The organism is Flavobacterium hydatis (assembly GCF_000737695.1).
GTDB classification, from domain to species: domain Bacteria; phylum Bacteroidota; class Bacteroidia; order Flavobacteriales; family Flavobacteriaceae; genus Flavobacterium; species Flavobacterium hydatis.
Genome location: NZ_JPRM01000006.1, coordinates 156,683 through 182,677, shown reverse-complemented (window position 1 = coordinate 182,677; position 25,995 = coordinate 156,683). Strand labels below are relative to the sequence as shown.

Genomic DNA, 25,995 nt, shown 5'->3' with positions numbered 1-25,995 from the left:
AAGTAATAATAAAGGATGCCGTTGCGATCTGGGCTAAAAAAGGTGCTTAATCAATACATCGGTGTCTGACAAAATAGCACTATATTTATTTTGGATAAATTTTTGACTTGAATTTAGTTGTTAATCATAATCATATACAATAGTGGAAAAAGATTTCAAGTTTACCAATTCGGTTATTGCACTACCATTGTTTTCTGTGCTGCTTTTATGGATTGTATATTGGTTGCAAATTCGTTATGATTTTGATTTTTACGAACACGGAATTTACCCAAGAACATTTTCGGGATTGCAAGGCATAATTTTTAGTCCTTTTATCCACGCAGATATTAGTCATTTGTATAATAACTCAATACCATTATTGGTTTTATTAGCTGCGCTTCAGTTTTTTTATCCTAAGCAAACCATTGCAGTAATTGTTTACGGAATATTATTTTCAGGATTGATTACTTGGGTTATTGCAAGATCTAATTATCACATTGGTGCAAGTGGATTAATTTATGTTTTGGTAAGTTTTATCTTTTTTAAAGGAATTCAAACAAAATATTACCGTTTGGTTGCTTTGTCATTATCGGTAATTATGTTTTACGGAGGAATGATTTGGTATGTTTTCCCCGAAGTAGATAACTCTATTTCTTGGGAAGGACATTTGGCAGGTTTTATTACAGGTTTTGTAATGTCGATACAATTTAAAACTCCCGAATATCAAAAGCCTATTTTGTATGATTGGCAAAAACCTGATTTTAACCCAGAAGAGGATGATTTTATGAAACATTTTGATGAAAATGGTAATTTTGTTAATACCGAAATCCCTGAGGAAACACCATATTTCTATTCAGATACTTTAGTAGAGTACACCGTTGTAAAACAAGAAGAATTAGATGATAATCTCTAATTGTTAGCTCATTGTAAAAACATATTTCTTTAATGAGTATTTTTGTTAGAATAATTTAATTCTTTCAAAAACTCTGGATATGAAAAAGATAAGTTTATTAGTAGGGTGTTTATTGTCGATGCCAATGGTTTTTGCACAATGCGAAATCCAGAATCGAATTCAGGCTGACGGTTCCATGTTTTATTATATTAACCCGACTCCATTTTATACGACACAATCAAAATCTTTAAAAATTAATATTGTAACAGATAAAGAAAATTATTTTATTGCTTTGCAGCCAATTCCATTTCCACCAAAAGAAGTGGGGAAAAACATAAAAGATGATTTATCGTTGGAATTATCAAACAAGGTAAAATATAAATTAAAACATTACGACACCCAATACTTAAAACAAGATTCTATTTTACAAGTATTGTATATAATCGATAAAGATGATTTAAAAGCATTTTCAACTTACGAAGCTGTTACTGCTAGTATCAATATGAAAGGTACCGAGTTTGTTCGAGATTATGATTTTAAGCTGCATAAAAATGCAATCATTGAGCAGTTAAATTGTTTCCTTAAAGAAGAGGGGAAATAGATAATAAACTGATTATTTTATTGAATAGCTCGTATAAAAAAAACCATCCCAAATTTGGGATGGTTTTTATGTTTATAAGAACACTAAGAATTATAGTGGGCTTTGTACAATTAATGTATTTGCATCTATTTCTGCTTGTGGAACCTGGAAGGTGAATTTATTATCACCAGCAGGGATATTGAATTTTCCAAAAGTTGCATGATTAGATCCAGCATAATCTCTTACTAAAGGAAGTCCTAAACGTTTCATGTCAAACCAAGCAAATCCTTCACCCCAAAGTTCGATTCTTTTTTGAAGAATGATTTCATTGATTAAGGCTGCTCCTGTGTTTGTAGATTTTACGTAAGAAGGGTCTCTAGTTACTGTAATATCGTATAAAGTTTGAGCTGCTTGCGCTTCGTTTCCTGATCTTGCATAAGCCTCAGCTTCGATGTAGTACATTGCGGCTGCTCTTAAGTAAATGTAGTCACCACCATTAACTGTAGGGTCTCTAAATTTGATGTTAGCATAAGCTGGTAATTTAGGATAAGTAACATTTCCGGTTGGAGCAACAAATGCTTTTTTTCTGTAATCGGTATCAGGGATAGCATCATATAGTCTTTTGTCTATATTTTTGTAAATCTCTCCACCACCTGCATAAGCAGAACCGTTAGTGTTATCAAAATGCCCAAAGAAACTAGCTACGAAAGAACTTTGTGCAGATGTTAATGCTATTCCCCACATAGTATCTTTGTTACTCACGTCATAAAATCCAGTGTTCCATTCACCTTCACTTAATAAAGGATATCCTTGTCTTGAAGTATGCGCTAAAGTTGCTGCCTCTGCATATTTACCCATTTCAAGGTAAATATCTGCTAAAAATGCCTGAGCAACTGATAGATTAACTGCAGAAGTATTTCTACGTGTATAAGTTTTTAATAAAGGAAGAGATTCTTTTAAATCATTTTCTATTAAAGTATAAACTTCATTTACAGTTGATCTTGCGTGTGGCTCTAATGATACTGTAGTGTAAATAGGTACACATAGGTCTGTTTGATGACCTACATAAGTTGGGCCATACATACGTGCTAACATAAAGTAAAGGTAACCTCTTAAAGCTAATGCTTCTCCTCTAATGTTTTTCAGTTTTTCAGTTGTTGCTGCTTCAGCAGGAACTGCATTAAGAACGATATTTAAAGTCTTAATTTGTGGATAGTATGTACTCCAAGCAAGTTTAGATCTAATACTTGTTTGTTGTCTTCCTATGTAGTTGTAGAAAGATCCATACCAACTTGATTTTGTTTGCACAACATCATTTGACATAATATCTGTTGCTGCAAGAATAGATTTGTGTCCGTAATCTTCGTGGTTAGCCCCGATAGATAATCCGTATGATCTTAATGCAGAATATACACCGTTTATAATTGCAGCATACCCTTCTTCGGATGTTGCAAGCTGTTCGTCATTAATTGTTGATTCAGGTGTTGTGTTTAGAAATTCTTTATCACAACTTGTTAACATCAACAATGATAATGTTATAGTTAATATTTTTTTCATATTCTTAAAAATTTACTGTTAAACCAAATGAGATAGTTTTCATAACTCCATAAACATTTAATGACTGACCATTATTTGTTCTTGATCCTAAATTGCTTAATCTTGGATCCATACCTTTTCTGTCAGACCATAATGCTAAATTAGTTCCCATTAAACTAAATTTAGTAGATGAAATTCCAAGATCTTGTAATTTACTATTTTTGAAATCATAAGATATAGAAACATCTTGTAAGCTGATGTAATCTGATTTTGCTAAGAAATAATCAGAAGACGCCATTTGATATTGAGAAATATGGTCAATTCTTGGCATATCTGAATTTGGATTATCAACAGACCATGATTTTGCTATGTCTTTATGGTAGTTTTGACCTACATTATCGTCACCTGAACTTAAAGCACTTTGGTAAACACCATCATACATATATCCTCCAACTTGGTATGCAAAACTTGCTTGGAATGTGATGTTTTTAAATCTGAACATAGTTCCGAAACCTCCATATACATCTGGATTTGCATCTTTATCACTTAAGTATTGAGTTGCATTTCCGTAAACATTTGTTGTTGTTTTACCAGTTACGTTTCCTGAAGCATCTTTTACATCCATGTACCATAAAGCATCTCCATTAGTTTTGTCAACACCTGCAAATTCTCTTAGGAAGTAAGCATAAGCTGGAGCACCAACTTCAAATCTGAAGATACCACTTGTAAAAGGACTTGGTAATGATGTTACTTTATTTTTGTAATGAGTTGCATTAGCCCAAATGTTAAAATCGATATCTTGTGTTTTAATTACATCAACACCTAAGTTAACCTCAATTCCTTTGTTAGACATGTCACCAATGTTTTCAGTAACAAACGGGATTCCAGTTGCTGGTGCATAAGGACGGTTATATATTAAATCACTTACATTTCTTTCGAAATATTCAGCTTCAAGGTTCACTCTGTTGAATAATTCAACTTCGAATCCAATGTTTAAGTTTTTAGATTTCTCCCATTTAATTTTTTTGTTTCCTTCATATACAGTAACTACACTCGCGTTTCCGTCTGCATCAGGTAAAATCTCATATTGTGTTTGGTATGCATAGTAGTTTCTTTCACTTCCAAAGTAGCTACGGCTGCTGATTCTTGTAGAAGAAGGGTAGTAGATATTATCATTTCCTTGTTCTCCATAACTTCCTTTAATTCTTAAGTCAGTGATCCATTTAGTTTGAGGAAAGAAAGATTCTTTCGTTACAGACCATGCTCCTCCAAATCCGTAGAAATTACCCCATCTGTTTTCTGGTGCGAATACTGATGATCCATCTCTTCTGAAACTACCATTTACAAAATATTTGTTTTTGTAGCTATAGTTTAATCTAGAGAAGAATCCTTCTACTTTGTATAAGTCATTGTAACCATCTAAATAAGAAAATCTAGTTGCATTGCTTACTACTGGTAAACCTGGTATTACAACACCTGTTTTTTGTCCAGTCAACATTTTTGATGTGAAATCTGAAGACTCGTGTCCAACAAGAATATCAAGTGAGTGTTCTCCAAAAGATTTTTTCCAAGATAATAATTGTTGGTTTGTAATAGTATAATCATCTTGTGATGCTGTTCCTATACTACCGTTTACCCCTTGGTCATCCCCACCAATTCCAGTTGTGCTATTTACATAGTATCCAGACATTAAATCATAACCAAGATTGTATCTGAAGTTGAAATCTTTAAAGAAGTCGATAGATACGTAACCTCTAGCTCCAAATTTGTTTTCTTGGTTTAAATTTGTATTTAATAATGTAGTTCCGTATGGGTTTAAGTTGAAACCATAAGGACGATCTCCTGATTGGTTAAAGTCATATACTTTCTCTCCTACTTTGTTCGTTACAATGTTTCCAGCCTCGTTTCTAAGGTAAACAGGATAAATTGGAGCTATATTTCTCGCCCAGCTAAATAGGTTACTGTATGTTCCAGAACTTACTTGTGAGATTGGAGCATTCTGATTAGAGTTTGCATAGTTAAGGTTAGCTCCTACTTTAATTTTATCAGTAATCGTATAGTCAACATTTGATCTTAGAGTTACACGTTTAAAGTTTGAGTTAATTGTGTATCCATTATCAGATAGGTAACCTACAGATAAGTAAGAATTAAGTTTTTCTGAGCTACCCGCTAAGCTTAAAAAGTGCTCAATTCTTGTATTGTCGTTAAATAATGTTTTTTCCCAATTATCATGATATAATAATTGTGCATTAGGATTTATTTTTCCTGTAGCAGGATCTATTACTTGATCGTTTGCTACGTTGTAATTATTATACCCTAATGAGTAAGATGGGTTCCCACTTATTAAATTTTTTGATGCAGTTGCTGATGCTACTGCAGGAGTTTTTCCTTGAAAAATTAAACCATTTCTGATTCTTCCATAGGCTGCTTCGTAGTATTGCCCTGGATCAGTAATCATGTCGTATTCTGGAACAGCTCTAGAGTTAACCCCTATTTTTCCTTCGTAAGTAACTTTTAGTTGACCTTTTTTACCTTTTTTGGTTGTAACAATGATTACACCGTTTGCTCCTCTACTTCCGTATAATGCATTAGATGACGCATCTTTCAAGAAACTGATAGATTCGATATCTTGAGTTGCTATAGCGTTTATGTCTCCATTATATGGAAAACCATCTACAACATACAAAGGTGCATTAGAAGATGAGATAGATCCAATACCTCTAAAACGTACTTGAGGTGCGTCTCCAGGTTGTCCTGAATTTGCTTGGATTTGTACACCCGCAACTTTACCTGTTAAAGATTGAATTGCGTTAGATGCTTGCGTATTTTCCAATGCTTTTGCATCAATTTTTGCAACAGCTCCTGTTATAGCTTCTTTCTTTTGTGTTCCAAAAGCTACAACTACCACGCCTTCAAGCTCCATTGCGTCTCCCGCTAACTTTACGTTAACAACAGAAGATGTAGCCGGTTGCTCTTTACTTTTCATCCCAATTTAAGTGAAAAGGATAATTTGATTAGACGACGCTTTAATTGAGTATTTTCCGTCGAAATCAGTTTGTGTTGCATTTTTTGTTCCTTTTACAGATACAGTAACCCCTGGAATTGGCATTCCTGTGTCATCAGAAACAATTCCTGAAACAACTTTTTCTTGCGCAAAACCTAATTGCGCCACTAGTACCAATAGCAGTACTAAGAATCCATTGAATTTTAGTTTCATTTTTAAATATTTTGAATTAGTTTGACAAAAATCTTAATAATTTGTTAATCTTCCTAATGGATTTGTCTCCTTTTATTCGAAATATGTAAATAAACAAAGTATTTCTTATTAAAAAATCAATTTTTCTTTGTTTTCGGATCTGCTTATTGTAAGCGATATCGTTAAATTTTTAAAAATATTTAAATTTTTTGGTTGGTTTTTTTTTGTTTTTTGTTTTTTTTGAGCAGAATAAAAGAAAAAAATAAAAGTAATTTTTGTTGCTAAATTATGAGTTAAATAATGCTTTTTTCTCTTGAAATATTTAAAAAAAGCATTGGTAATAGGGGTTACAGCACCTTTACGATATTTTTTTTTACTTAAAAACGTTAAATTTAACTTAGAATAGATGTGTTTTGGTAGGCAATAAAAGCTAATGTTATTAAATTGTTTTGTCTGTAACAGGAGTGTTATTGATTTGTTTTTTGATTTGTTTTTTTACTTTTATTCTTGAAAATATTATTAAAAGTTAGTGTCACAGAAGCGGCATTTATTACTTGAGAATCTGTATCTCTTGGAAGGTATTCATTGGCATAGGTTAGCTCAATCTGTATGTCATCTGTAAATAAATATCCTGCGCCTAGGTTTAACCTATTGCGATCAAAGAAACTTAACCCAGTGATTTTTGCATCAGATTTGAAGAAAATTTCATCAGAAGCTATTGCATAAACAACTCCTTTGCGCAGTATTTTGCTATTTATAGGCTTTAGATATTTTATTTGTTGGCGATATCTATATATGTCTTGATATTCTCCGTTCTCATCTCTTATATATCGGAGTTCTATTCTCATTCGTGTACTGAGAGTATATCCTATTTTATGAAAATAGTAAATGCCTTGTAATGCAAACCTCCATTCAGGAGATTTAAATTGTCCTATTTCAGGAACATCTTTATTGTCATAATAGGCTAAGAAGCTAGATAGTTTCCATCGTGGGCTTAAGTAGTAGTGTCCCCATGTTCTAAAAGCTTTCTGGGTGTTTGTTTGGAAAATTTGTGAAGACGATTCTGTGCTGCTGTAAGTGTTGTCAAGATTTAATTCAAGTGACCATTTTTCATTTATAGTCCTGTTGAATTGAATCTCGCTCCAGAATTGATTGTATGTAGAAGTTTGTCCATGACTTATACTTGTAATTAGAAGTATTACAAGTATAAATATGACTTTTTTTGTTGAAATACTACGAATAGAATTGGAATGCATAAAAAAATATTTAAAATCATTCTGTTTATCTTCTAATCTTATGTGTTTGTTTTATTTTCTTTGACGAACAGCCTCATATAAGAATGCTCCACAAGCAACAGAAACATTTAGAGATCCTATTGTTCCAAACATTGGAAGTTTAGCTTTTTCATCAACTATTTTTAATACCGATGGATTAATACCTCTATCTTCAGATCCCATTATTATAGCGACAGCTTCATTTAATGAAACGTCATATATGTTTTGGTCGGTTTTTTCGGTTGCAGCAACAGTTTTTATGCCTGAACCTTGTAGGTAGAAAATAGCATCTTTTATGTGTTCTACTTTGCAAATAGGTACATTAAATACCGCTCCGGCAGATGTCTTAACAGTATCTCCGTTAACTGGGGCTGAACCTGATTTTTGTACGATGATTCCGTTTACACCTGTACACTCAGCTGTTCTGATAATGGCACCAAAATTACGGGCATCAGATATTTGATCTAATATTAAAAATAGGGGAGTGCTTCCAGAAGCAATAGTTGAATCTACTAAATGCTCTAATTCAATAAAACCAATTGGTGATATTGTTGCAACAGCGCCTTGGTGATTATTTGGTGTTAATCTGTTTAGTTTTTCAACAGGAACATAAGAAAAATTTATGTTGGCGCGTTTCATCACTTTCATTAAATCTTTCATCAGTTCGCCTGATATTTCTTTTTGTATGAAGACCTTGTCTACTTCTTTTCCTGATTGTATCGCCTCTATGATGGCTCTTATTCCGAATATTTGATGTTCTTTTTCCATACGGCAAATATAGTTATAATGTTCATATAAAAAAAAGCCACTCTGAACGAACAGAGTGGCTTAATTATGATTACTAAGATAAAAAATTAGAATTTATCCCAGAATATTTTTGTTGTTAATAAATCTCCACCGATAGCATCAGCAGCTGCTTTCCAATTTGAATTATTTACTTGTTGTTCAAGAACTGGATATGTCATTCTTACTGGAACTTTACCACCAGCATTAGTAATAGCAGTAGGAGGTGCAACTAAAACAGGGAAATCTAATCTTCTCCAGAAATTCCATGAAGTTATACCTTGGTTAAACATTGCTACCCAAGCTTGTTCCCCAATTGATTTTTTCCAATTAGTAGCATCATAAGGTTTTGTAGCAAGATATGCTGTTACATCTGCTGCATTACCACCCCATTCTAAGATTGAAGCTTTAACTGCTGCATCATAAAAAGGTGCTGCAGCTGCTGGTGAAGTCCAACGTGCGTTAGCTTCGGCTACATAAAAAGCAACTTCAGTATAGTTTAATATAATACCTGGAGTTGTACGAGTGTATGCAAATGCTCCGATACTAGAAAAATCACTATACTTTCCGCTTTTTCCAACTTCTTGACCTATAAATGTGTCATCTGCTGTTGGCTCATAATAATGACTTATTCTAGGGTCATTAGATGCGTTCATATAATCAACTAATGGTTTAGCAGCAAAGAAATCATCTCTACCACTTGCAGCCAAGTTTTCAAACAAAGGGTTGAAATTTGGAGATGGAGATAAGTATTGGAATTGACAATTATTAGCAGGAGAAGTCATAACGCCTGCAGCTATAGCAGAAAGTGCTGTAGTCTGTGCTAAAGCTGGATTTGCATCAGCAATTGCTATTCCTAATTTTAATTTTAACGAATTAGCAAGTACAATCCATTTTGCAATAGCTCCATTGTAATATTTGTCACCATCACTAAAAGTCTTAAAGCCTGTTGCTGTAGCGTCTAAGTTAGTTATGTCAGCATTTATTCTTACAATTAAATCTTCATAAATTTTAGAAGCATCATCGTATGCTGGTAATGGGTAAGCTGAAAGATTTGCAGCTTGAGTATAAGGGATATTTCCGAAAGTATCTACTAACATCTGAAATGTGTATACCTGCATGATATCAATAATAGCCAATTGATTCTTTTTGTTTTTTGGCCATGCTGGAGCTTCAGCGATAGTTGGTACATAAGCATTAACAAGTTCTTTTGCTTTGCCTAAGTTGTTCAATACATTAACATAGTTATCTACGTAAATGTTATTAGAAACATTTCTGTTAACAAAGTCATAATTACTTTCGTTTACATATATAGCTTCTTGCCAGTACTGCATTGTTAATCTAAAGTTGTTTTCGTTTACACTTGGAGTGTTTACGTAATCACTTAATTCCTTTTGCGCATAATTTATAAGAGATCCAGGAACGGTAGTATATGCGCTATTTGGGTCAGTGTTTATATCTTCACTAACACAAGCTGTCATCGACAGACCAATTGTTAGTATTGCTATGATTTTTTTCATTTCCATTTTTTTTAAAAATTAAGTTTGACGTTAAAAGAAATATTTCTTGTTGACGGCATAGGTCCTGACTGGTATCCTTGTGTGTTACCAGAAGATAATCCTGCTTCTGGATCAGAATAAGGAACGCTTTTGTCTATTATCCATAGATTGTTTCCTATTAAGCTAAATGAAGCTCCTTTTATAGAATTTCCTAATAAACTTGTTGGGAAATTGTATGTAAATGCTACCTCTCTTAATTTTACAAAACCAGCATCGTAAACAAAATGTGCTGTAGGAGGGTCAGTGCTTAAAACTTGACTTGATTGAGATCTGTCTAATCTCGTTGTGTTTGTTACATATTGTGGTTGTCCATTTCCAGGTACATAAGCTGGATTTGCCATAACACCTTGTAATAATTCACCTCCACCGTTTGCTAATGTATTTCTAATTGGGTTTCCTAAATCGTTGTTTCCAACTGAATTTGCATATATACCTGTTCCGTATCCGTAGTATTGGTCAAGTGAGAATAAACTTCCTCCTTTTTTCACATCAATTAAGAAGCTAAAAGAAACGTTTTTGTAAGTAAATCTATTGTTTAAACCACCAGTCCAGTCTGCTTGGTATGTTCCCAATTCATTGTCTGTAGTTGTAGAAACTAAATAAGCACCGTTGTCTCCGATAATTCTATTACCTGATTGGTCAAGTACATAAGTAGTTCCCCAAATTGTACCATAATTTCTGTTAAGAGGAGCATTAATACTGATTCCTCCTTGTAAAGAGTTGATTTGAATGTTTTCAATACCAGGTGCTAACTCAGTAACTTTAGTGTTAGGGTTTGCCCAGTTAACATTAACATCCCAAGAAAAGTTTGCTGTTTTAATAGGAGTAGCATTAAGGGATACCTCAAAACCTTTTGTTGTTAAAGTACCAGCATTTAAATTGTTAAATGGTGATCCAGTAGCTGTTGAAACAGGTAAAGGTAAAATTTGGTTGTAAGCTTTGTTTTGGAACCAAGCTACGTCAAATCCAAGTCTATTATCTGCAAATTGCATGTTTAAACCTAACTCAACATTATCTAATTGTTGTGGTTTTAAATTAGGGTTTTTTGCAGTAGTATTATATGAATATGCAGGAGTACCGAAAGGATTTCTAGCAGTATAGCTATTGATAAGTAAGTTAGGGTCTGTGTCAGAACCTACTTGAGCGTAAGCAGCTCTGAATTTACCAAAATTGATGAATTCAATATCTTTTAACCAATTTGAAAATACCACACTTCCAGATATTGCAGAATACCAGTAAGCATTATTGTCAGTAGGTAAAGCAGATGATTCGTCTCTTCTTACAGATCCTTCAAGATAGTATGTTCCTTTGTAGCCTAAAGTTGCTTGTGCAAACAAACCTAGAACTTCTTTTCTTGTTTTGATTGTTCTTGGAAGTGTTATAGCAGATACTGAGTTAGAAACTGTATATATTCCAGGAATGTATAATCCTCCAGATGTTGATTGCTCTTCAGAGAATTTACTTTGTACGTTAAAGTTTGTACCTAAGATGAAATTAAGATTTAAATCTTCTGCTAAGTCTTTTTTGTAAGTAGCTAAGAAATCATAATTTTGTTCACTATAATCAAACAAATTTAAAGCGTAACCAGATGGTTGGTTTACTGTGTTTAACCCTAAAGCATTTGGATAAGAACCTACAGCGATTCTGTCTTCTGTTTTTAAGTTAAATCCGTCAGTACCCATTCTACCCATTAAGTTGATGCTTTTAGATACATCATAACTAATACTTGCATTTGCAGCAAATCTTCTTCTGCTATCATTGTTGTAATTTTGCTCTCTTTGGAAATATGGATTATCCCAAAAAGCAGGAGCTAGAGGAGTTGCATTATTTGGACCTTTTATATTCCATGTATAATTTTGATGACTCATTTCGTAAAGCTCTTTTTGCTCTTTGATGTCAACGTTAGTTGGCCACCATTGTCTAAAACCAGCTATTGCGTTACCGCCGTATCCAGTTGAATTTCTGTTTCTTGTGTTTTGTGAAACATAAGTTGCATTGAATGTAGAGCTTAATTTGTCGCTAAATTTATAAGTTCCTGCAAAATTGAAGTTGTTTTTGCTTAATAAAGAATTTGGTAATACATCTGAACTATTTGTATTAGCATAAGTTAATCTATAAGTAGCTTTGTCTGAACCTCCACTTAAAGCAATATTATTTACTGTTGTAGTACCAGTTTCAAAGAATTCAATTGGTCCGTTTTTGGCTGCAACCCATGGTGTTTTTTTACCAAAAGTAGCTGAGCCTGGAGTGAATGCACCATATTGCCAAACATCTTCACCAGTATATTTAGGTCCGTAAGAAGCATCATCACCTGTTGAAGCAAGTTTAGATCCTTGGTAACTACCCCAGCTGTCTTCTCCGTTGTATCCTTGACCGTATTCAGTTTGGTATTTAGGGAATGTTTTTTTGTCTACTGTAGACATAATGTAAGAAGAAGAGAATTCTACAGATAGGTCATTTCTTGCTTTTCCTTTTTTAGTTGTAATGATGATTGCACCATTTTGAGCTCTAGATCCATAAAGGGCAGTCGCAGCAGCTCCTTTTAGTACGTTAATTTCAGCAATGTTATTTGGGTTAATGTCTGATGCAGCATTTCCGTAATCGACACCACCTCTACCGCTTTTTTGATCCGCGCTATTTACGTTGTTATTTAGGATAGGCACTCCATCTACTACAAATAAAGCTTGGTTGTCTCCTAACATAGATTTAAATCCTCTAAGTACTACGTTTGTAGATCCTCCAAAGTTTGTTCCTTGTGTTACGCTAAGACCAGCAACTTTTCCTGATAAGTTGTTTACGAAGTTTCCAGTAGGCACGGTGCTTACTTGTTCTGCAGTTACTGTTTGTGCAGAGTAACCAAGAGATTTTTTCTCTCTTTTGATACCTAATGCTGTAACAACTACACCTTCAAGTTCTACTGATGAACTTGATAATTTTGCGCTCACAGATGATGAACTTGCTACAATTTCTTGAGTTTTCATCCCAATGTAGCTAAATACTAATACTTGACTTGGTGATGCTTTGATGGAGTATTTACCATCAAAATCAGTTTGTGTTCCGCTTTTTGTTCCTTTAACCAATACACTCACGCCTGGTAAGGGCATGCCTGTATTGTCCGAAACAATACCTGAAACAACTCTCTCTTGCGCAAAAGTTAGTTGCGCCATTAGTACTAATAGTAGTACTAAGAATCCATTGAACTTTAGTTTCATTTTAAAATATTTTGAATTAGTCTGTCAAAAATCTTAATAATTTGTTAACTTTCCTAATAAATAAAACTTTTTTTTCGCTTTCAATTAAAATTTAACATTATTCTATATTTCATCAAAAATGTTATAATGCTGAGATATGTGTAATTATACGGGGGTTATTGAGAGGTAATTTTTGTTATTTGTAATTAATGGGAAGTTATTTTTAGAATTTAACATTATATTGGATGTTAAGGATGCTATTGTAGAATTTTATTCGATCTTCGCTAGAGCTTCCGTTTGCAAGAGTTATTTTAAGCAATCCGTTTCTTGTTAAAATACCTAAGCCTATTCCGATACCAATCAAGTTGTTTAATTTATTTTTGTCGTTAAGTGCTGTTTTATCTTGGTAAAGGCCGTAGTCAGCTATGGTATGCAGGTATAGATTTGATGTAGGTTGATAGCGATATTCTGTGATTAGTAAATTGGTATTGTTGGCTTGCAGGCTGTTTTCGGCAAATCCTCTTATTGAGTTAATGCCTCCGAATCTGTATAGTTCATTTGTGAGATATGTGTTGCTCCAGAGATAGTAATTTTTACTTCTTATGTAAAAACTATTTTTAGTATTTATATAAAAAATGTTAATTAAGTCAATATTGGCATAATGCTGTTTGTTTTCGTTTGACTCATCTGTTATGTTGTTTGTGTTTGTTCTTTTTCCGATGCCTGTGGTTATGTTAATGTTCGTTTTGGTTGGGAAGATGAAATTTTCAGGAGTTATTTTTTTGTATTCAAATGTTGCTGTTGTAAAGTGGTTTTTGTAGTCCTGAATTAGTGTGCTGTTTGTGTTTTGAATGTCACTTGATTCGGTTGATTGGTATCCTAGATAAAGGTGAGAATTGTATTTTATGTAATAACCTAGGGCTATAGCGGTTTTTGTATTTTGGAAAGTACTGTCTTGTTTGAAAATTTCTAATTCGGCTTTTAAGCTTGTTGGTGTTTTGAATAGGTAGGGAATCTCGATTTTGGTTTTGAATGTTGTTTGCTTGTTTCCGTCGCTTTTCCAATATAAGGAGAATTGTTCTCCACTATGTAAGGTGTTTTCTAGATTTATGTCAAGATATCCATTGAAGGTTATTTTTTTGTTTTCGTCATTTGAAAAGCCTAAATAGCCGTCAAAAGTGTTGGCTTTTCTTTTTTTGAGATATATGTAGATTTTGGTTGAGTCGTTTGAGAATAAGATTTCCGGAAATTTACTTTGTTTTATGAAAGTGAATTTTTCAAAATCATTGTAAATTTCTGTAGTGGTTTCTTGATTGAATGTTTTTCCAGTGTATTTTTTTTTAATCTGTTTCAGATGTCCTTTTGGAAAAATGTTCGATTGATTGTTTTGCGTGTAGTTGAGTACGATTGAGTTTATTTCTCTTTTCTTTTCTTTTTTAAGGTAAAGAGTTGCGTAAAGAATGTTTTTTTTTCGTTGAATATTTGTGAGTTGTAGTTTTGTAAATGCGTATCCTAAATGCTCAAGCTGATTTATTTTTTTACTTAATAGAGATTCGATTTCTTCGTATGAGGTGGTTATTGTGTCGTTTTTTGTGTTTGGAAAGATGTTATTGATAATAGGGTCTTTTTTATCTATATATATATGTATAGAATTTATTTTTTCTTTTAGGTTGAATTTTACGGCAAACGTACTGTCGTTTAAATGATTTTTTGAGATTAGTTGGTTGTCAATAAAACCTTTATGTGCTAGTTTTTCAGAGAATAATTGTATTTCATCACTAATGGACTTTGTTGTTTTGTGTTTTTTTAAATAGGGGATAGAATCAATAATTTTATTTTCAAAATTGTTTGCTCCAGTTAGTCTTAATTCAAAATGCTGTGCATAACATTGTAAACTTAGAGTGGTTATTAGTAAAAAAGATAAGAGTGTTTTCAATTTTAAAAGTGTTTTATTAAAAGTAATGCAAATATCTAATTCTTTGGGGTAAAAAACATAAGGTTAAATAATGTTATTGAAAATTAATGTATTAACGTTTGTATAGTGAAAAATATTTTATACATTTGCAACCCCGTAAAAAGCGGGAATTTAATATACATAATAAATTTTTAGTATTAATTATGCCAACAATTCAACAATTAGTAAGAACAGGAAGAACTCAGATAACTAAGAAGAGTAAATCGGTTGCTTTAGATTCTTGTCCTCAAAGAAGAGGGGTTTGTACGCGTGTTTACACTACTACACCAAAAAAACCAAACTCTGCAATGCGTAAAGTAGCGCGTGTGCGTTTGACAAATGGTAATGAAGTAAATGCTTACATCCCTGGAGAAGGACACAATTTACAAGAGCACTCGATAGTATTAGTTAGAGGCGGAAGGGTAAAAGATTTACCAGGTGTTAGATATCATATCGTTCGTGGAGCGCTTGACACGTCAGGAGTTGCAGGAAGAACGCAAAGAAGATCTAAGTACGGTGCTAAACGCCCTAAAGAAGCAAAAAAGTAATTTAAACTTTTAAAAAAAAGACATGAGAAAAAGAGCGGCAAAGAAAAGACCACTTTTACCAGACCCGAGGTTTAATGACCAATTGGTAACGCGTTTTGTGAACAACTTAATGTGGGACGGTAAGAAATCTACAGCTTTTAAAGTATTTTATGATGCAATTGACATTATAGAGTCTAAAAAGCAAGATTCAGAAAAATCATCATTAGAAATCTGGAAAGATGCTTTAACAAACGTTATGCCTCACGTAGAAGTACGTAGTCGTAGAGTTGGTGGAGCTACATTCCAAATTCCAATGCAAATCAGACCAGATCGTAAAATTTCTATGGCAATGAAGTGGTTAATACTTTATTCTAGAAGAAGAAATGAAAAATCTATGGCTCAAAGGTTAGCTTCAGAATGTTTAGCTGCGGCTAAAGAAGAAGGTGCTGCTGTTAAAAAGAGAATGGATACTCATAAGATGGCTGAAGCAAATAAAGCATTCTCTCACTTTAGATTTTAATTCATAAGAAATGGCTAGAGATTTAAAATATACAAGAAATATAGGAATTGCTGCTCATATTGATGCTGGTAAAACAACGACTACAGAGCGTATCCTTTTTTATACTGGTAAAACTCATAAAATTGGTGAAGTACATAATGGTGCTTCTACAATGGACTGGATGGAGCAGGAAGCGGAAAGAGGTATTACAATTACTTCTGCAGCAACTACTTGTGAGTGGAATTTTCCAACAGAGCAAGGTAAAACTTTGCCAGAAACATTGCCTTATCACTTTAATATTATTGATACTCCGGGACACGTTGATTTTACTGTAGAGGTGAATCGTTCTTTACGTGTGCTTGATGGGTTGGTTTTCTTGTTTAGTGCTGTTGATGGTGTTGAGCCACAATCAGAAACTAACTGGAGACTTGCTGATCAGTATAGAGTTCCTCGTATGGGATTCGTTAATAAAATGGATAGACAAGGTTCTAACTTTTTGAATGTATGTCAACAAGTTAGAGATATGTTGAAATCTAATGCAGTTGCAATCACTTTGCCAATTGGTGAAGAGAATGATTTCAAAGGTGTAGTTGATTTGGTTAAAAATCAAGCTATTATTTGGCATGATGAAACTCAAGGGGCTACTTTTGATATCGTGCCTATTCCAGAGGATATGCTTGCAGAGGTAAAAGAGTATAGATCTATACTTATCGAAGCAGTTGCTGACTACGATGAGAACCTTCTTGATAAGTATATGGAGGATGAAAGCTCTATTACTGAAGAGGAAATTAATAATGCTTTAAGAGCTGCTACTATAGATATGGCAATCATTCCGATGCTTGCTGGTTCTTCTTTTAAAAATAAAGGAGTTCAATTTATGTTAGATGCTGTATGTAAATATTTGCCATCTCCAATGGATAAAGAAGGTATCGAAGGAATTCATCCTGATGATGTTGATTTATTAGAGGAGGATCAAACTAAAATTCTTCGTCGTCCAGACGTAAAAGAGCCATTCGCTGCTTTAGCATTTAAAATTGCTACTGACCCTTATGTTGGTCGTTTAGCTTTCTTCCGTGCTTATTCAGGTCGTTTGGATGCGGGTTCATATATTTTGAATACTCGTTCTGGAAACAAAGAAAGAATTTCTCGTATCTACCAAATGCATGCTAATAAACAAAATCCTATCGATTATATCGAAGCTGGGGATATTGGAGCAGCAGTTGGATTTAAAGATATTAAGACTGGAGATACAATGTGTGATGAGAAACATCCAATTATTCTTGAGTCAATGAAATTCCCTGCACCGGTAATTGGTATTGCAATTGAGCCTAAAACTAAGGCTGACGTAGATAAAATGGGTATGGCTTTGGCTAAATTAGCTGAGGAGGATCCGACATTTACGGTTAGAACAGATGAGGCTTCAGGGCAAACTATTATATCAGGTATGGGTGAGCTTCACTTAGATATCTTGATTGATCGTATGAAACGTGAATTTAAAGTTGAAGTAAATCAAGGTGAGCCTCAAGTTGAATATAAAGAAGCGTTTACAAGAAGTGCTACGCATAGAGAAACTTACAAAAAACAATCAGGGGGTCGTGGAAAATTCGGGGATATCGTATTTACACTTGAGCCAGCTGACGAAGTTGATGGTAAAGTTCCTGTTGGGTTGCAATTTATTAATGCTGTAAAAGGTGGAAACGTTCCTAAGGAGTATATTCCATCTGTAGAAAAAGGTTTCCGTGAAGCTATGAAAACTGGTCCTTTAGCAGGATATCAAGTAGATAGTTTAAAAGTGACTTTAACTGACGGATCTTTCCACCCTGTCGATTCAGATGCGCTTTCTTTTGAGTTAGCAGCTAGAATGGGGTATAGAGAAGTGGCTAAAGCTGCTGGGGCAATCATTCTTGAACCAATCATGAAAATGGAGGTTATTACACCAGAAGAAAACATGGGAGATATCGTAGGTGATATTAACCGTCGTAGAGGTCAGGTTAATGACATGGGTGACAGAAATGGTGCAAAAACTATCAAAGCTGATGTGCCTTTATCAGAAATGTTTGGTTATGTAACAACATTAAGAACACTTTCGTCTGGTAGAGCAACATCTACAATGGAATTTTCACACTACGCTGAAACACCTTCTAATATTTCGGAAGCAGTTATCAAAAAAGCAAAAGGAAACGCTTAATCTTTAAGAAAATGAGTCAAAAAATCAGAATAAAACTAAAATCTTACGATCACATGTTGGTGGATAAATCTGCTGAAAAGATTGTAAAAACAGTTAAGAGTACCGGTGCTGTTGTAACAGGTCCAATTCCGTTGCCAACACATAAAAAACTTTTCACTGTACTACGTTCTCCGCACGTTAACAAAAAAGCAAGAGAGCAATTCGAAGTAATGTCATATAAGAGATTAATTGACATTTATTCATCTTCATCTAAAACTATCGATGCTCTAATGAAACTTGAATTGCCAAGTGGAGTGGAGGTTGAGATCAAAGTTTAAGTAGTTCAAGAGTAAAAAAGGACGCTGCTTTTAGACGAAAAATATTTTTTTTGGTTTGTGTGTAAATAAGTTATACTTTTGCACCTCTTAAAAAATAGGATTCGGTTTAAAAGCTGCGTTCTATATTTATATTTAATAATTAATAATTAATATTTATGTCTGGGTTAATTGGTAGAAAAATCGGCATGACAAGTATTTTTGATGAAAACGGGAAAAATATTCCTTGTACAGTAATCGAAGCTGGTCCATGTGTTGTTACCCAAGTCAGAACCAAAGGTGTTGACGGGTATGAAGCGTTGCAACTAGGTTTCGATGACAAAAACGAGAAACATTCCACAAAAGCGGCTTTAGGTCACTTTAAGAAAGCTGGAACTGTAGCTAAGAAAAAAGTCGTTGAATTCCAAGATTTCGCAACAGAGCAAAAATTAGGAGATCTTATTGATGTTTCTATTTTTTCTGAAGGAGAATTTGTAGATGTACAAGGTGTGTCTAAAGGTAAAGGTTTTCAAGGGGTTGTAAAACGTCACGGTTTTGGTGGTGTTGGTCAGGCAACTCACGGTCAACACAACCGTTTAAGAGCGCCAGGTTCTGTGGGAGCTTCTTCTTATCCATCTAGAGTATTCAAAGGAATGCGTATGGCTGGAAGAATGGGAGGAGACAATGTAAAAGTTCAAAACCTTAGAGTTTTAAAAGTAGTTGCTGAAAAGAACTTACTAGTTATTAAAGGATGTGTTCCTGGTCATAACAACTCTTATGTAATCATTCAGAAGTAATGGAAGTAAAAGTATTAGATTTCAACGGAAAAGATACTGGTAGAAAAGTTCAACTTTCTGATTCAGTATTCGCAATTGAACCAAATAATCACGCTGTATATCTTGATGTTAAGCAATATTTAGCTAATCAAAGACAAGGTACTCACAAAGCTAAAGAAAGAGCTGAAGTAGCGGGAAGTACACGTAAGATTAAAAAACAAAAAGGAACTGGTACTGCTCGTGCGGGTAGTATTAAAAACCCTTTGTTTAAAGGCGGTGGAACAGTTTTCGGACCAAGACCAAGAAGTTATTCATTCAAATTGAACAAAAACTTAAAGAGATTGGCAAGAAAATCTGCTTTCTCAATTAAAGCAAAAGAAGCAAGTATTGTTGTTTTAGAAGACTTTAATTTTGAAACTCCAAACACTAAAAATTTCATTAATGTTTTGAAAGCTTTAGGGTTAGAAAATAAAAAATCTTTATTTGTGTTGGGAGAGTCGAATAAAAATGTATATTTGTCGTCACGCAATTTAAAGGCTTCTAATGTTGTAAGTAGTTACGAATTAAGTACTTACGCGATTCTAAACGCTAATAATTTAGTGCTTTTAGAGAGTTCTTTAGAGGTAATTGAAGAAAATTTAAGCAAATAATAGGAGTATGAGTATCATAATTAGACCTATAGTAACTGAAAAAGTAACCAAGGAAAGTGAAGTTTTAAACCGCTTCGGATTCGTTGTTGATAAAAAAGCAAACAAAGTTCAGATTAAGAAAGCTGTTGAAGCTGCTTATGGAGTAACTATCGTTTCAGTTAACACGATGAACGTAAGACCGGATAGAACTACAAAATACACGAAAAGTGGTTTGATCAGCGGAAAGACAAATGCAATCAAAAAAGCAATTGTTCAAGTACAAGAAGGAGAAACAATTGATTTTTACAACAATATCTAAGATAGAAAAATGTCAGTAAGAAAATTAAAACCTATTACCCCAGGTCAGCGATTTAGAGTTGTGAATGGTTATGACGCCATTACAACTGATAAGCCGGAACGCTCTTTGATAGCGCCGATAAAAAACTCTGGAGGTAGAAATAGTCAAGGAAAGATGACCATGCGTTATACGGGTGGTGGTCACAAGCAGAGATATCGTATTATTGATTTCAAACGTACAAAAGAAGGAATTCCGGCTACTGTGAAATCAATCGAATATGATCCAAATCGTACTGCATTTATCGCTTTGTTAGCTTATGCTGATGGAGAGAAAACTTATGTTATCGCACAAAATGGATTGAAAGTTGGTCAGAAATTAGTTTCTGGTCCAGAATCTCAACCAGAAATTGGTAACACATTGCCTTTAAGCAGAATTCCTTTAGGAACTGTTATTTCTTGTATCGAATTGAGACCAGGTCAAGGAGCTGTAATTGCTCGTTCAGCTGGAACATTTGCTCAATTAATGGCAAGAGATGGAAAATATGCTACAATTAAAATGCCATCAGGTGAAACAAGATTAATTTTGTTAACTTGTGCAGCTACAATTGGAGCAGTATCTAATTCAGACCACCAATTAGTTGTATCTGGTAAAGCAGGTAGAACAAGATGGTTAGGAAGAAGACCTAGAACAAGACCTGTTGCAATGAACCCTGTTGATCACCCAATGGGTGGTGGAGAAGGACGTTCTTCTGGTGGACATCCACGTTCAAGAAATGGAATACCAGCTAAAGGTTATAGAACTCGTTCTAAGAAAAACCCGAGTAACAAGTATATCGTAGAACGTAGAAAGAAATAATAAGATATGGCACGTTCATTAAAAAAAGGACCTTTCGTTCATTATAAGTTAGACAAGAAAGTTCAAGAAAACGTAGAAAGTGGTAAAAATGCAGTTGTAAAGACTTGGTCTAGAGCTTCAATGATTACTCCAGATTTCGTTGGACAAACTATCGCAGTTCATAACGGTCGTCAATTTGTACCAGTTTACGTAACAGAAAACATGGTAGGTCACAAATTAGGAGAATTTTCACCAACTAGATCTTTTAGAGGTCATGCTGGAGCAAAAAATAAAGGTAAAAAATAAGAAGCAATGGGAGTTCGTAAAAGAGAAACAGCAGATGCGAGAAAAGAGGCTAATAAGTCTATTGCTTTCGCAAAATTGAATAACTGCCCTACTTCACCTAGAAAAATGCGCTTAGTAGCGGACTTGGTAAGAGGTCAGAAGGTAGAAAGAGCACTTAACATCTTAAGATTTAGTTCTAAAGAAGCTTCAAGAAAATTAGAAAAACTATTATTATCTGCAATCAACAACTGGGAGCAAAAAAATAGTGAAGGTAATTTAGAAGAAGCTGGATTATTTGTTAAAGAGATCAGAGTAGATGGAGGAATGATGTTGAAAAGACTTCGTCCAGCACCTCAAGGTCGTGCACACAGAATAAGAAAACGTTCTAACCACGTAACAATCGTGCTTGGAGCTATCAATAACACACAAAGCAATTCTTAAACAGCATGGGACAAAAGACAAATCCAATTGGAAATAGACTTGGTATCATCAGAGGGTGGGACTCAAACTGGTATGGTGGAAATGATTACGGTGATAAACTTGCCGAAGATCACAAAATCAGAAAGTATATCCACGCTCGTTTATCAAAAGCTAGTGTATCAAAAGTAATCATCGAGAGAACTTTGAAACTTGTAACCGTTACTATCACTACTGCAAGACCTGGTATTATTATCGGGAAAGGTGGACAAGAGGTAGACAAGTTAAAAGAAGAACTTAAAAAAATTACTGACAAAGAGGTTCAAATTAACATCTTTGAAATTAAAAGACCTGAATTAGATGCTTATCTTGTGGCGACAAGCATCGCTCGTCAAATAGAAAGTCGTATTTCTTACAGACGTGCAATCAAAATGGCTATTGCTGCTTCTATGCGTATGAACGCTGAAGGTATCAAAGTTTTGATTTCTGGTCGTTTGAATGGAGCTGAAATGGCGCGTTCAGAAGGTTTCAAAGAAGGTAGAATTCCTCTATCAACTTTCAGAGCTGATATTGATTATGCACTTGCAGAAGCTCATACTACTTATGGTAGAATGGGAATTAAAGTGTGGATCATGAAAGGTGAAGTTTATGGAAAGAGAGATCTTTCTCCGCTTGCTGGAATGGATAAAAAACAAGCTGGTGGCGGTAAAGGTGGAGATGCTCCTCGTGGCAAATCTAACTTTAATAAAGGTTCAAAACCAGACGCTCGTAAAAGAAAGTAAATTTTTAAACTAAAGAAAAATGTTACAGCCTAAAAGAACAAAATACCGTAAGGTACAAAAAGGTAAAATGAAAGGTAACTCTCAAAGAGGGCATGAACTTTCTAATGGAATGTTTGGTATTAAATCTGTACATGAAGATGGAATGTTCTTAACCTCTCGTCAAATCGAAGCTGCGCGTATCGCTGCAACTCGTTTCATGAAGAGAGAAGGACAATTATGGATCAAAATATTTCCAGACAAACCAATTACTAAGAAGCCTCTTGAGGTACGTATGGGTAAAGGTAAAGGTGCCGTTGAATATTGGGCTGCCGTTGTTAAACCCGGAAGAATTATGTTTGAAGTTGGAGGAGTTCCTTTGTCAGTTGCAAAAGAGGCGTTACGTCTTGCAGCTCAAAAGCTTCCAGTAAAAACTAAGTTCGTCGTTGCTAGAGATTTCGAAGCATAATTTATAATATATTATGAAACAATCAGAAATAAAAGATCTTTCTGCAGCGGAGTTGCAAGAAAAACTTAGTCAAACTAAGAAGATATATGCTGACCTAAAAATGGCCCACGCTATTTCTCCAATTGAGAATCCACTTCAAATTAGAAGTGTAAGAAGAACAGTTGCAAGATTGGCTACAGAGCTAACTAAAAGAGAGTTACAATAATTGTATTCTGCTGAAAGATGGAAGAAAAAAGAAATTTAAGAAAAGAAAGAATTGGTGTTGTTACTTCTAACAAAATGGAGAAATCTATCGTTGTTGCTGAAGTAAGAAAAGTAAAACACCCATTATACGGTAAGTTCGTGTTGAAAACAAAGAAATACGTTGCACACGACGAAACAAACGACTGTAACATTGGAGATACTGTAAGAATTAGCGAAACGCGTCCTTTGAGTAAATCAAAATGTTGGAGATTAGTTGAAATCATTGAAAGAGCTAAATAATTATGGTACAACAAGAATCAAGACTAAAAGTAGCAGATAACACAGGAGCTAAAGAAGTTTTAACTATCCGTGTTTTAGGAGGTACCAAAAGAAGGTATGCCTCTGTTGGTGACAAGATTGTAGTTTCTATCAAAGATGCAACTCCAAACGGAAACGTGAAAAAAGGAGCTGTTTCAACTGCAGTTGTTGTACGTACCAAAAAAGAAGTGAGAAGAGCCGATGGTTCATACATCAGATTTGATGACAACGCATGTGTGTTATTAAATGCTGCTGGTGAAATGAGAGGAACTCGTGTTTTTGGTCCGGTAGCAAGAGAACTTCGTGAAAAACAATTCATGAAAATTGTATCATTAGCACCAGAAGTGCTTTAATTCGTTTTAAGATGATAAAGCTAAAAATAAAATCAGGTGACATCGTAAGAGTAATTGCTGGTGATCATAAAGGGTCAGAAGGTAAAGTTTTACGTGTATACCGTGAAAAAAATAAAGCGATAGTTGAAGGTGTAAACATGGTTTCGAAACATACAAAACCAAGTGCTAAAAACCCTCAAGGTGGTATCGTTAAGAAAGAAGCTTCTATACAAATATCTAACATTTCTCTTATTGATCCTAAAACTAAGGAAGCAACTAGAGTTGGTATTAGAGTAGAAGGAGATAAGAAAGTAAGATTTTCAAAAAAATCTAATCAAGTACTATAGTAATGGCATATACACCTAGACTAAAAGAAGAATATAAGAGTAGAGTAATCTCTGCTCTTAAAGAAGAATTCGGATATACAAACGTAATGCAAGTTCCTAAACTTGAAAAAATCGTTTTGAGCCGTGGAGTTGGTGCAGCTGTATCTGATAAAAAACTTATTGACTATGCGGTTGATGAGTTAACAAAGATCACTGGACAAAAAGCAGTATCTACAATTTCTAAGAAAGACGTTGCGTCTTTTAAATTGAGAAAAGGGATGCCTATTGGAGCAAAAGTTACTTTACGTGGTGAGAGAATGTATGAGTTTTTAGATAGACTTATTACTTCTGCTTTACCGCGCGTTAGAGATTTTAGTGGTATTAAAGCTACAGGTTTTGACGGAAGAGGTAATTATAATCTTGGAGTTTTAGAGCAAATCATTTTCCCAGAAATTGATATTGACAAAGTAAACAAAATTTCAGGAATGGATATTACTTTTGTTACTACTGCTCAAACAGACAAGGAAGCAAAGTCATTATTGGCTGAATTAGGATTACCTTTTAAAAAGAATTAAGACATGGCTAAAGAATCAATGAAAGCCCGTGAGGTGAAAAGAGAGAAAACGGTAGCTAAGTACGCTGAGAAAAGAAAAGCTTTATTAGAAGCTGGAGATTACGAAGGCTTACAAAAATTACCTAAAAATGCTTCACCAGTTCGTTTGCACAACCGTTGTAAATTAACAGGTAGACCAAGAGGTTATATTCGTCAATTTGGTATTTCGCGTGTAACTTTCCGTGAGATGGCTAATAATGGATTAATTCCTGGAGTTAAAAAGGCGTCTTGGTAATCTCGCAATAAGTTATTACTTTTGCAAACCAAAAAATAATTTTAATTGATTAAAGGTTCGGGAGACGAGTGTCTCCCGAAAACCATAATCGCAATCAAATACATATGTATACAGATCCTATTGCAGATTATTTGACTAGAGTTCGTAACGCTGTGGCTGCAAACCACAAAGTTGTTGAGATTCCAGCATCTAATCTAAAAAAAGAAATAACTAAGATCTTATTCGATCAAGGTTATATCTTAAGTTACAAATTTGAGGACAACGCTGTTCAGGGTTCAATCAAAATTGCTTTGAAGTATGATAAAGATACTAAAGAGTCAGTAATTAAAGATATCCAAAGAATTAGTAAACCAGGTTTGCGTAAATATGCAGGTGCTTCTAATTTACCTAGAATCCTTAACGGATTAGGAATTGCTATTGTTTCTACATCAAAAGGTTTGATGACTGGAAAACAAGCTAAGCAATTAAATGTAGGTGGTGAAGTAATTTGTTACGTATACTAATTATAAAGACTATATAAGATGTCAAGAATAGGTAAAAATCCAATTGTAATCCCTGCTGGAGTAACTGTAGAAGTTAAAGACGGTATTATTACAGTAAAAGGAAAAAACGGTCAGCTTACACAGGAGTTCTCGGACGTAACTGTAAAAGTTGAAGGCGATCAAGTTCAAGTAGAAAGATCGTCTGATCATAAAGATCACAGAGCAAAACACGGACTTTACAGATCATTAATCAATAACATGATTGTTGGTGTAAATGAAGGGTTTACTAAGTCTTTAGAATTGGTTGGAGTTGGTTATAGAGCTTCTAATCAAGGACAAAAGTTAGATTTAGCTCTTGGATATTCTCACAATATTGTTTTGGAAATTGCTCCTGAAGTAGTTTTAGAAACAATCTCTGAAAAAGGTAAGAACCCTATCGTAAAATTAACATCATTAGATAAACAACTTTTAGGTCAAGTAGCTGCGAAAATCAGAGGTTTCCGTAAGCCAGAGCCATATAAAGGAAAAGGTGTTAAATTTGTAGGTGAAGTATTAAGAAGAAAAGCAGGTAAATCAGCTTAAAAAATAA

Annotated in this window: 30 protein-coding genes; 22 read left to right on the top strand and 8 right to left on the bottom strand. The window is 34.2% G+C overall.

Translation table 11 applies throughout. The features are described 5' to 3' along the window. The first annotated feature begins 142 nt into the window (after positions 1-142). On the top strand, positions 143-892 hold the full coding sequence (locus IW20_RS05335) for a rhomboid family intramembrane serine protease (RefSeq protein ID WP_394363650.1): 750 nt from the start codon (positions 143-145) through the stop codon (positions 890-892). Positions 893-971: 79 nt separating this feature from the next. Next, positions 972-1,472, top strand: coding sequence for a hypothetical protein (locus IW20_RS05330; protein WP_035619655.1), 501 nt, complete (start codon positions 972-974; stop codon positions 1,470-1,472). Positions 1,473-1,562: 90 nt separating this feature from the next. Here the strand turns inward: IW20_RS05330 and IW20_RS05325 are convergent, their stop codons facing one another. From IW20_RS05325 to IW20_RS05290, 8 genes are all read right to left on the bottom strand, one after another. Continuing rightward, positions 1,563-3,008, bottom strand: coding sequence for a RagB/SusD family nutrient uptake outer membrane protein (locus IW20_RS05325; RefSeq protein ID WP_035619654.1), 1,446 nt, complete (start codon positions 3,006-3,008; stop codon positions 1,563-1,565). 4 nt (positions 3,009-3,012) lie between these two features. Further along, complete coding sequence (locus IW20_RS05320) at positions 3,013-5,973, bottom strand: SusC/RagA family TonB-linked outer membrane protein (protein WP_035619652.1); 2,961 nt, start codon at positions 5,971-5,973, stop codon at positions 3,013-3,015. Between the two features lie 6 nt (positions 5,974-5,979). Then, the gene (locus IW20_RS26570; protein WP_035619650.1) at positions 5,980-6,204 is read right to left on the bottom strand and encodes a carboxypeptidase-like regulatory domain-containing protein; all 225 of its coding nucleotides are present in this window, start codon (positions 6,202-6,204) and stop codon (positions 5,980-5,982) included. 446 nt (positions 6,205-6,650) lie between these two features. Next, positions 6,651-7,439, bottom strand: a complete 789-nt coding sequence (locus tag IW20_RS05310; RefSeq protein WP_035619649.1) for a DUF2490 domain-containing protein — start codon at positions 7,437-7,439, stop codon at positions 6,651-6,653. Between the two features lie 51 nt (positions 7,440-7,490). Continuing rightward, positions 7,491-8,225: a 23S rRNA (guanosine(2251)-2'-O)-methyltransferase RlmB gene (gene rlmB, locus IW20_RS05305; protein WP_035619647.1), complete on the bottom strand. Its 735-nt coding sequence runs from the start codon at positions 8,223-8,225 to the stop codon at positions 7,491-7,493. Positions 8,226-8,311: 86 nt separating this feature from the next. Continuing rightward, positions 8,312-9,760, bottom strand: coding sequence for a SusD/RagB family nutrient-binding outer membrane lipoprotein (locus IW20_RS05300; protein ID WP_035619932.1), 1,449 nt, complete (start codon positions 9,758-9,760; stop codon positions 8,312-8,314). A gap of 11 nt (positions 9,761-9,771) precedes the next feature. Next, positions 9,772-13,011 (bottom strand): SusC/RagA family TonB-linked outer membrane protein, encoded by a 3,240-nt coding sequence (locus IW20_RS05295; RefSeq protein WP_035619645.1) that lies wholly within the window; start codon positions 13,009-13,011, stop codon positions 9,772-9,774. A gap of 202 nt (positions 13,012-13,213) precedes the next feature. After that, positions 13,214-14,926 carry a BamA/TamA family outer membrane protein gene (locus IW20_RS05290; RefSeq protein ID WP_035619644.1) on the bottom strand — a complete coding sequence of 571 codons (1,713 nt, stop codon included), beginning with the start codon at positions 14,924-14,926 and terminating at the stop codon, positions 13,214-13,216. A 182-nt stretch (positions 14,927-15,108) separates the two neighbouring features. On the opposite strand from IW20_RS05290, the gene rpsL reads away from it, so the two are divergent. From rpsL to rplF, 20 genes are all read left to right on the top strand, one after another. Continuing rightward, the gene (rpsL, locus tag IW20_RS05285) at positions 15,109-15,492 is read left to right on the top strand and encodes a 30S ribosomal protein S12 (RefSeq protein ID WP_007136570.1); all 384 of its coding nucleotides are present in this window, start codon (positions 15,109-15,111) and stop codon (positions 15,490-15,492) included. A gap of 22 nt (positions 15,493-15,514) precedes the next feature. Next, positions 15,515-15,991, top strand: a complete 477-nt coding sequence (rpsG, locus tag IW20_RS05280; RefSeq protein ID WP_007803600.1) for a 30S ribosomal protein S7 — start codon at positions 15,515-15,517, stop codon at positions 15,989-15,991. Positions 15,992-16,001: 10 nt separating this feature from the next. After that, positions 16,002-18,158 (top strand): elongation factor G, encoded by a 2,157-nt coding sequence (gene fusA, locus IW20_RS05275; RefSeq protein ID WP_035619643.1) that lies wholly within the window; start codon positions 16,002-16,004, stop codon positions 18,156-18,158. Positions 18,159-18,169: 11 nt separating this feature from the next. Further along, positions 18,170-18,475, top strand: coding sequence for a 30S ribosomal protein S10 (gene rpsJ / locus IW20_RS05270; RefSeq protein WP_011963470.1), 306 nt, complete (start codon positions 18,170-18,172; stop codon positions 18,473-18,475). 155 nt (positions 18,476-18,630) lie between these two features. Then, on the top strand, positions 18,631-19,248 hold the full coding sequence (rplC, locus tag IW20_RS05265; RefSeq protein ID WP_035619642.1) for a 50S ribosomal protein L3: 618 nt from the start codon (positions 18,631-18,633) through the stop codon (positions 19,246-19,248). Beyond that, on the top strand, positions 19,248-19,877 hold the full coding sequence (rplD, locus tag IW20_RS05260) for a 50S ribosomal protein L4 (protein ID WP_035619641.1): 630 nt from the start codon (positions 19,248-19,250) through the stop codon (positions 19,875-19,877). The genes rplC and rplD overlap by 1 nt, the downstream gene beginning before the upstream one ends. A gap of 7 nt (positions 19,878-19,884) precedes the next feature. After that, positions 19,885-20,175: a 50S ribosomal protein L23 gene (rplW, locus tag IW20_RS05255; protein ID WP_017495018.1), complete on the top strand. Its 291-nt coding sequence runs from the start codon at positions 19,885-19,887 to the stop codon at positions 20,173-20,175. Positions 20,176-20,184: 9 nt separating this feature from the next. Then, entirely contained in the window at positions 20,185-21,009 is an 825-nt protein-coding gene (rplB, locus tag IW20_RS05250) for a 50S ribosomal protein L2 (protein ID WP_035619640.1), read from the top strand. Positions 21,010-21,015: 6 nt separating this feature from the next. Continuing rightward, positions 21,016-21,294, top strand: coding sequence for a 30S ribosomal protein S19 (gene rpsS / locus IW20_RS05245; protein WP_008464288.1), 279 nt, complete (start codon positions 21,016-21,018; stop codon positions 21,292-21,294). 6 nt (positions 21,295-21,300) lie between these two features. Further along, a complete protein-coding gene (rplV, locus tag IW20_RS05240) occupies positions 21,301-21,714 on the top strand; it encodes a 50S ribosomal protein L22 (RefSeq protein ID WP_007803631.1) in 414 nt (137 codons plus the stop codon). Between the two features lie 5 nt (positions 21,715-21,719). Continuing rightward, positions 21,720-22,472 carry a 30S ribosomal protein S3 gene (gene rpsC, locus IW20_RS05235; RefSeq protein WP_035619639.1) on the top strand — a complete coding sequence of 251 codons (753 nt, stop codon included), beginning with the start codon at positions 21,720-21,722 and terminating at the stop codon, positions 22,470-22,472. Between the two features lie 19 nt (positions 22,473-22,491). Further along, entirely contained in the window at positions 22,492-22,917 is a 426-nt protein-coding gene (gene rplP, locus IW20_RS05230) for a 50S ribosomal protein L16 (RefSeq protein ID WP_007803637.1), read from the top strand. A 13-nt stretch (positions 22,918-22,930) separates the two neighbouring features. Next, on the top strand, positions 22,931-23,122 hold the full coding sequence (gene rpmC / locus IW20_RS05225) for a 50S ribosomal protein L29 (protein WP_007803639.1): 192 nt from the start codon (positions 22,931-22,933) through the stop codon (positions 23,120-23,122). Positions 23,123-23,139: 17 nt separating this feature from the next. Next, positions 23,140-23,400, top strand: a complete 261-nt coding sequence (gene rpsQ / locus IW20_RS05220; RefSeq protein WP_035619637.1) for a 30S ribosomal protein S17 — start codon at positions 23,140-23,142, stop codon at positions 23,398-23,400. 2 nt (positions 23,401-23,402) lie between these two features. After that, positions 23,403-23,771 carry a 50S ribosomal protein L14 gene (gene rplN, locus IW20_RS05215; protein ID WP_007803649.1) on the top strand — a complete coding sequence of 123 codons (369 nt, stop codon included), beginning with the start codon at positions 23,403-23,405 and terminating at the stop codon, positions 23,769-23,771. Positions 23,772-23,782: 11 nt separating this feature from the next. Then, the gene (rplX, locus tag IW20_RS05210) at positions 23,783-24,097 is read left to right on the top strand and encodes a 50S ribosomal protein L24 (protein WP_035619636.1); all 315 of its coding nucleotides are present in this window, start codon (positions 23,783-23,785) and stop codon (positions 24,095-24,097) included. A 2-nt stretch (positions 24,098-24,099) separates the two neighbouring features. Further along, on the top strand, positions 24,100-24,651 hold the full coding sequence (rplE, locus tag IW20_RS05205) for a 50S ribosomal protein L5 (RefSeq protein ID WP_035619635.1): 552 nt from the start codon (positions 24,100-24,102) through the stop codon (positions 24,649-24,651). Between the two features lie 3 nt (positions 24,652-24,654). Beyond that, positions 24,655-24,924: a 30S ribosomal protein S14 gene (rpsN, locus tag IW20_RS05200; RefSeq protein WP_031456037.1), complete on the top strand. Its 270-nt coding sequence runs from the start codon at positions 24,655-24,657 to the stop codon at positions 24,922-24,924. 104 nt (positions 24,925-25,028) lie between these two features. Then, complete coding sequence (gene rpsH / locus IW20_RS05195) at positions 25,029-25,427, top strand: 30S ribosomal protein S8 (protein WP_035619634.1); 399 nt, start codon at positions 25,029-25,031, stop codon at positions 25,425-25,427. Between the two features lie 18 nt (positions 25,428-25,445). Next, positions 25,446-25,988, top strand: coding sequence for a 50S ribosomal protein L6 (rplF, locus tag IW20_RS05190; RefSeq protein WP_035619633.1), 543 nt, complete (start codon positions 25,446-25,448; stop codon positions 25,986-25,988). Positions 25,989-25,995: the final 7 nt, after the last annotated feature.